We start from the raw sequence: 7,412 nt of genomic DNA, 5'->3' as shown, positions 1-7,412 counted from the left end.
GCGGAAGGCAGCAGGAGTCGAACCTACCAGGGAGCGGCTGACGCCCCCTACCGGGTTTGAAGCCCGGCCGCACCACCGGATACGGATGCCTTCCTTCGGCGTGGGATCGACATGCAGACATGCGCGCTACCGCTGCATGCCAATGATTTGATCGCCACGTGCGCAGCATGTCGAAATTGCTGCGGCTGCGCAGTATACCCAACACGGCGGAAGAATTCGAGCTTTTGAATGGCGCGATCGCCGCCAGACGGCAACGCGCCGGTTCAACCGGGCGCGACCGCATCGCGCGTCACGCCCGGGCGCCCGTGTCACTCGTCGGCCGGCAGCTCAGGCCACAGCAGCGGATTCGGCGACCCGCGCCGATAACCGGCATCGGTCATCATCAGGTCGAGCGTCAGGGTCGCGAGATCGTCCGCGAGCGGCTCGAAATCGTAGTCCTTCTCCTGATAGCCGATCTTGCGGTACGTATGGCATTCGTCACACGATTCAGCCTTGATGACGTCGCTGTTGCCTTCGATGCCCTGATACGCGATGCCCTTCGTCGAGTCGCACGACGAGCACTTCACGCGCACCATGTTCCATTCGTTCGCACACAGCCCGCATTGCAGGTAGCGATAGGCGTTGACCAGGCCGCCGATGCGGATCACGCTCGCGACCGGTGCCGACCCGCATACCGGGCACAGGCCCGGCTGGTCGATGTACGGCACGTCGGCCGCCTGCGTGCGCGCGGCGATGTCCGTCCAGACGACCTGCAGCGCGGCCATGATGAACGGCGCGGTAGCCGGGTCGACCTCGGCGACGCGCAACGCGAGAATCGCGTCGGCCTGGGCGTCCAGCTCGGCGGCATCGGCAACGCGCAGCCGGTCGATCAGCTTGGCGAGCGCCGGATTCACGAGCCCCGCCTGCTCGACCCGGTCGAGCAGGCTCTGCAGCACGTCGCGCCACTGCGGATCGCGCTCGCCGGTCAATGCCGGCGCGATCGGCATCGAATGCGCCTGCGCCTGCGCGATCGCCTCGCGGCTCGGCGCCTTCGCCTCGATGGTCTGCAGCACCGCATGCTGCGCGTCGACGAGCACCGCCATCAGCCGCAGATAACCCGCGATCGGGCTGTTGTCAGCCAGCTTGCGCAGACGCGCCGCGCGCGCGGAAAACACGGTCGCCCGTTCCGGCAGCTTGAAACGCGGCGTCTGCGACGGAGATTGCGCGGCGATTTCGCTCGCCTCGAGAATACGTTGAGTCACTTGTGTCACCACGATGCTCAAAAAAACAAGCGCCGGGAACCGGCGCCTGTGGAATCGCCAGCCTCCGTTGCACGGAGGCTGGCACGAGTGGTCGCGCGTCGGCCCGCGACCAGACGGACAGGCGATCCGCTGCCCATCCGTCGGCCCTGCGCGTTACTTCGCGCTCTGCCGCTGCTTCGCGATCTTCTGCTCCGCCATCTCGCGAACCACGGCCCGGAACCACTTCGGGTGGTGCTGAAGCGCCCAGCCGTAGGGCACGTAACCCAGAACCATCGCCTGGACGGAACCCTTCACCCAGATCGCCGCGTAGATATGCACGAGGATCCCCGAGATCAGCACGAATGCCGCGAGCGCGTGCGCAAGCGCCGCGATGCGGATCACCTCGATCGGGAAGTACATCGCGAAATAGCGACGCCAGATCACGATGCCCGACAGCAGCAGGGTGATCATGCAGGCGATGATCGTGAAGAACAGCATCTTCTGGCCGGCGTTGTACTTGCCGACCGGCGGAAGCCCTTCTTCCTTGTTCTGCAGCACGTCGCCGATCTTCAGCAGCCAGTTGATGTCGTCCTTGTCGACCATGTTGGCGTCCCAGTAACGGAACCCCATCACGGCGAACGAGACGAACATCACGAGCCCGATGAACGGATGCAGCACCCGGGTCCACTGGCCGCCGCCGAACAGCTCGGTCAGCCAGAACATCGAGGGATGGAACAGAGCCAGGCCGGACAGCGCCAGCATGATGAACGAGCCAGCCGTGATCCAGTGGTTCCAGCGCTCGTTCGCCGTGTAGCGAACGATCGTGTTGGGTGGTCGATGGCTCATTTCACTTCCTCCTCGATGCGTTTCGCTTCCTCAGCGGCCTTCTCGTCTTCTTCCTTCGTCACGACCTGCGGGCCGAAACGGGTGTAGTGGAAGAAGCCGAACAGTGCCGTGAACGCCAAGCTCGCAACCGCGAGCGGCTTCGCGATACCCTTCCACAGCCACACGAACGCACTGATCTTCGGATTGTCCGGCAGGCCGTGGTACAGCGACGGCTTGTCCGCGTGATGCAGCACGTACATCACGTGCGTGCCCTCGACGCCCTGCGGGTCGTACAGACCCGCGTGCTCGAAGCCACGCTCCTTCAGATCCTCGACGCGCGTCGCGGCCTGCGCCTTCATGTCCTCCTTGGTGCCGAACATGATGGCGCCGGTCGGGCAGGTATGCACGCAAGCGGGTTCCTGTCCCACTGCGACGCGATCCGAGCAGAGCGTGCACTTGTACACGCGGCGGTCCTTCTTCGACACGCGAGGAATGTTGAACGGGCAGCCGGCGATACAGTAGCCGCAGCCGATACAGTTTTCCTCGTGGAAGTCGACGATCCCGTTCGTGTACTGCACGATCGCGCCCGGCGACGGACACGCCTTCAGACAACCCGGATTCTCGCAGTGCATGCAGCCGTCCTTGCGGATCAGCCACTCGAGATTACCGTCCGGGTTCTCGTACTCGGCGAACCGCATGACCGTCCACGAATGCTCGGTCAGGTCACGCGGGTTGTCGTAGACGCCGGTCGTGATGCCGACCTCGTCACGCAGGTCGTTCCACTCCATACAGGCGGTCTGACAGGCCTTGCAGCCGATGCAGCGCGTCACGTCGATCAGCTTCGCGACCGTTCCCGTGGACGGGACACGGTCGCTCGGCGGCGTCACGGTGGTGGCCGACAGGCGCTTGATATCCAGCGATTGCATTGACATTGAATATCTCCCTTACGCCTTCTCGACCTTCACCAGGAACGACTTGAATTCAGGCGTCTGCGAATTGCCGTCGCCGACGGACGGCGTCAGCGTATTCGCGAGATAACCTGGCTTCGTTTCGCCCTTGAAGCCCCAGTGCAGCGGAATACCGACCGTTTGCACCTTCTTGCCATCGACCATCAGCGGCTTGATCCGCTTCGTGACAACCGCCACCGCATAGATATAACCGCGCTTCGACGACACCTTCACGCGGTCGCCGGCCACGACACCCACTTCCTTCGCGAGATCTTCGCCAATCTCGACGAACTGCTCCGGCTGAATGATGGCATTCAGCTTCGCGTGCTTCGTCCAGAAGTGGAAGTGCTCCGTCAGACGATAGGTCGTCGCCGTATGCGGGAACTCGGTGTGCTTGCCCAGCGTAGCCCGGTCGTCCGGGAAAATCCGGGCGGCAGGGTTGTTCAGCACATGCGGGTTGTTCGGATACAGCGGGTTCTTGTCCAGCGGCGTCTCGAACGGCTCGTAGTGCGTCGGGAACGGCCCTTCGTTCATGAACTCCCGCGAGAAGAAGCGCGCGACCCCTTCCGGGTTCATGACGAACGGTCCCATGTCGGATCCGGGCGCTTCATTCGCCTTGTAGTCCGGAACATCGGCGCCGGTCCATGCATGACCGTTCCACTCGAGGATCTTGCGCGACGGGTCGAACGGCTTGCCCTGCACGTCGCACGACGCGCGGTTGTACAGGATCCGCCGGTTGTCAGGCCATGCCCAGCCCCACTTGAGCGTCACGCCCATGTCGGTCGGGTCGGTGGTGTCGCGGCGCGCCATCATGTTGCCGTCCTGCGTCCATGCACCGCAGAAGATCCAGCAACCGCTCGCCGTCGAACCATCGTCCTTCAGCTGCGTGAAGCTCGACAGCTGCTGGCCATGCTTCACGACCTTCGTCGGATCCTTCGGATCCGCCACGTCGGCCAACGCCTTGCCGCTGTACTCCATCGCGATTTCTTCCGGCGTCGGGCTTTCCGGATTGAAATACGGCCAGTTCAGCTTGACGATCGGATCCGGGAACTTGCCGCCGTCCTTCTGGTACATCGCACGGATGCGCGTAAACAGCCCGCCCATGATCTCCAGGTCGCTGCGCGTCTCGCCCGGCCCCGGCGCTGCCTGCCAGTGCCACTGCAGCAGACGGTTGGAGTTCACGAACGAACCGCGCTCCTCGGCGAAGCTGGTCGTCGGCAGGCGGAACACTTCCGTCTGGATGCTCTTCGGATCGGCGACGTTGAAGTCGTCGTACGGCTTCCAGAACTCCGACGTCTCCGTCGCGAGCGGGTCCATCACCACGAGCCACTTCAGCTTGGCGAGCGAGGCCGCCGTCTTTGCCTTGTTGGGCGCCGACGCGAGCGGGTTGAAGCCCTGCGCGATGTAGCCGTTGATCTTGCCCTTGTGCATCAGCTCGATCGTCTGCAACAGGTCGTACGGCTTGTCCAGCTTCGGCAGGTAGTCGTAGCCCCAGTTGTTCTCGGCAGTCGCCGCATCGCCCCACCATGCCTTCATCAGGCTGACGTAGTACGCGCGATAGTTCTTCCAGATGCTGAGCTGGTTCGGACGCAACGGCTCGTGCGTGCGCGTCTTGATGTACTCCTCGTAGCTCTGCTCGTGCTGCAGCGGCAACGTCAGGTAGCCCGGCAGCAGGTTCGTCATCAGACCGAGGTCCGTGAAGCCCTGGATGTTCGAGTGGCCACGCAGCGCGTTCACGCCGCCGCCCGCCACGCCGATGTTGCCGAGCAGCAGCTGCACCATCGCGCCTGCGCGAATCATCTGCGCGCCGACCGTATGGTGGGTCCAGCCGAGTGCGTACAGGATCGTCGCCGAACGGCCTGCGACTGCCGTGGACGCGAGCATCTCGCACACCTTCAGGAACTTGTCCTTCGGCGTGCCGCAGACCTTCTCGACCATCTCCGGCGTGTAGCGCGCGTAATGCTGCTTCATCAGGTTGTACACGCAGCGCGGATGCGTCAGCGTCTCGTCGACCTTGACGTAACCGTCCGGGCCAAGCTCGTAATGCCAGCTCGTCCTGTTCGTATACGCGTGCTTCTCCTCGTTGTAGCCGGAGAAAATACCTTCGTGGAATTCGAAATCCTCACGCACGAGGAACGTGAAGTCCGTGTAGGCCTTCACATAATCGTGCTGGATCTTGTTGTTCGCCAGCAGGTAATGGATGACGCCGCCGAGGAAAACGATGTCCGTGCCGGTACGAATCGGGGCGTAATAATCCGCGACCGATGCAGTACGGTTGAAACGCGGGTCGACAACGACCAGACGCGCCTTGCGGGTCACCTTCGCCTCGACCACCCACTTGAAACCGCAGGGGTGTGCTTCGGCCGGATTGCCGCCCATCACCAAAACCAGATCCGTGTTCTTGATGTCGACCCAATGGTTCGTCATCGATCCACGGCCAAACGTCGGGGCAAGACCTGCCACCGTCGGGCCGTGTCAGACACGCGCCTGGTTATCCAGGGGCAGCAGCCCCATGCTTCGAATGACCTTGTGCGTCAGGTAACCGACTTCGGTCGATGCGCCGGATGCAGCCAGCATGCCGACCGTCGTCCAGCGGTTAACCCGCTCGCCGCCGTCCACCTCGACCAGGTTCGCGTCGCGGTCCGCCTTCATCAGCTTCGCGATGCGATCGAGCGCGTCTTCCCACGAGATCTGAACCCACTTGTCCGAGCCCGGCGCGCGGTATTCCGGCACCATCAGACGGCTCTTGCTGTGGACGAGATCGAGGAGACTCGAGCCCTTCGGGCAGAGCGTACCGCGGTTCACCGGATTGTCCGGGTCGCCCTCGACGTGAATGACAGCCGGCTTGGCGTTTTTCGCGCAGTCACCGAGGGAATACATCAGAATCCCGCATGCGACCGCGCAATAGGGGCAAGTGCCGCGAGTTTCGACTGTACGCGCCAGCTTGTATTGGCGAACCTCCGCGAGCGCATCGGCGGACGAGAATCCCAACAGGGCGAGACTCGATCCGGCCAGCGTCGTGGCGGATACCTTAAGAAACTGGCGCCGGGACATGTTGAGCATGGTGGTCTCGGCAGGAGTTATATTGGGGGAGTACGAATCCGTTCGGCAACGGCAACGATGAGTTACGTTGTTTCTGGATTTTACGACATAGATTGCATCAATGTATTCGGAAGCCTACTTAGATCGGTACAAATCCACTGCAAAAAAAAGAGCACAGATGAATCGCATCGCCTCGACATCGTCTGCATCAAAACGATGAGCGATACAGGTCGAAGTCTAAAGAATGTTTTGCGGGTGGAACGGTACAGATGTGCCAATCTGCCGCGGTACAGGACGCCATCAAGCACAGTGATTCGCGATTGATGCCTCGTTCGAATCGATTCCTGCCTGATGCGAGCGGAATCTCCGTATCGCGATCGAATTTTCAGTGCCGTGACGCATTGTGGCGACCGCAACCGCGACGGACGCCGCGCTTTTGTCGGGCCACGCGGATTGAATGGCATTTATCCGGCATCCGGTTTAATCCGGATACCGGGGCGGGCGTGTCGCCCGTGCGAGGGTTATTCCGAATCCGGCGCCGTATTCGGCTGCCTGAACGGGAACGCATCGAACATCGATTTCGCCTGATTTTGCATCTGCGCCTGCATCTGCACGAACATGTCCTTCGACTGCTCGACGTAGTGGGTCATCACCCCCTGCATCATCGGCGCCTGCACGCCCATGAACTGCGACCAGACTTCGGGGCTCATCGCCCCGGTGTCGCACCGCTTCGCCGACGTCTCCGCGAGCCGGTTCTGGATGTCGATGAACGCCTGGATGTTCTTTTCCAGATAGACGCCCATCATGCCCTGCATCGCATGTCCGTAGAAACGGATGATCTGCGACAGCATCGACGACGAGAACATCGGCACCCCGCCGCTTTCCTCGTCGAGAATGATCTGCAGGAGAATGCTGCGCGTCAGGTCTTCGCCGGTTTTCGCATCGACGACCTTGAGCGCTTCCTGATCGAGCACGAACTGCTTCACGTCGGTCAACGTGATGTAGGTACTGGTTTCGGTATCGTAGAGCCGGCGGTTCGGGTACTTCTTGATGAGCCGCTCGCCTGTTTTCGTTATCGTTGTCATGTCATGCCTTTGAATCCCGGCGCCACGCGGCGGCCTGGCATCCGCGCCTGAAGGCCGCCGTTGCCGCCGGCCCGTCGTGCCCGGCCGGCACGGACGCGAGACCAAGCCGTCCCGACGATGTCCTGCAAAAAAGAATGGCGCCCTTCATCGAGGGCGCCATCGCCTGATTCATCTATGTGGCGGAAGGCAGCAGGAGTCGAACCTACCAGGGAGCGGCTGACGCCCCCTACCGGATTTGAAGCCCGGACGCACCACCGGATACGGATGCCTTCCTTCGGAAATCTGGATGCCTA

5 protein-coding genes and 2 tRNA genes are annotated in these 7,412 nt (G+C 62.2%); all 7 read right to left on the bottom strand.

The window, feature by feature from the left end; genetic code table 11:
• Positions 1 to 94 (bottom strand) — tRNA-Sec (locus tag KH616_RS18725).
• Positions 95 to 308: 214 nt separating this feature from the next.
• Entirely contained in the window at positions 309 to 1,241 is a 933-nt protein-coding gene (gene fdhE / locus KH616_RS18720) for a formate dehydrogenase accessory protein FdhE (RefSeq protein ID WP_292249635.1), read from the bottom strand.
• Between the two features lie 153 nt (positions 1,242 to 1,394).
• Entirely contained in the window at positions 1,395 to 2,066 is a 672-nt protein-coding gene (locus tag KH616_RS18715) for a formate dehydrogenase subunit gamma (RefSeq protein ID WP_292249634.1), read from the bottom strand.
• Positions 2,063 to 2,977 carry a formate dehydrogenase subunit beta gene (gene fdxH / locus KH616_RS18710; protein WP_292249633.1) on the bottom strand — a complete coding sequence of 305 codons (915 nt, stop codon included), beginning with the start codon at positions 2,975 to 2,977 and terminating at the stop codon, positions 2,063 to 2,065. The genes KH616_RS18715 and fdxH overlap by 4 nt, the downstream gene beginning before the upstream one ends.
• Before the next feature lie 12 nt (positions 2,978 to 2,989).
• The gene (fdnG, locus tag KH616_RS18705) at positions 2,990 to 6,055 is read right to left on the bottom strand and encodes a formate dehydrogenase-N subunit alpha (RefSeq protein ID WP_292249632.1); all 3,066 of its coding nucleotides are present in this window, start codon (positions 6,053 to 6,055) and stop codon (positions 2,990 to 2,992) included.
• A gap of 500 nt (positions 6,056 to 6,555) precedes the next feature.
• Positions 6,556 to 7,119: a polyhydroxyalkanoate synthesis repressor PhaR gene (gene phaR, locus KH616_RS18700; RefSeq protein ID WP_292249631.1), complete on the bottom strand. Its 564-nt coding sequence runs from the start codon at positions 7,117 to 7,119 to the stop codon at positions 6,556 to 6,558.
• Between the two features lie 177 nt (positions 7,120 to 7,296).
• A tRNA-Sec gene (locus tag KH616_RS18695) sits at positions 7,297 to 7,392 on the bottom strand.
• Between the last annotated feature and the right edge of the window lie 20 nt (positions 7,393 to 7,412).

Source organism: Burkholderia sp. (assembly GCF_018375725.1).
In the GTDB taxonomy this organism is placed as follows: domain Bacteria; phylum Pseudomonadota; class Gammaproteobacteria; order Burkholderiales; family Burkholderiaceae; genus Burkholderia.
Note: the sequence above shows the minus strand (reverse complement) of the source record. Positions and strands in the feature narration are given on the sequence as shown.

What these genes read in the sequence shown, in the direction of transcription:
- KH616_RS18715 (WP_292249634.1), bottom strand. Translation starts at nt 2,066, where the DNA reads ATGAGCCATCGACCACCCAACACGATCGTTCGCTACACGGCGAACGAG.
- fdxH (WP_292249633.1), bottom strand. Translation starts at nt 2,977, where the DNA reads ATGTCAATGCAATCGCTGGATATCAAGCGCCTGTCGGCCACCACCGTG.
- phaR (WP_292249631.1), bottom strand. Translation starts at nt 7,119, where the DNA reads ATGACAACGATAACGAAAACAGGCGAGCGGCTCATCAAGAAGTACCCG.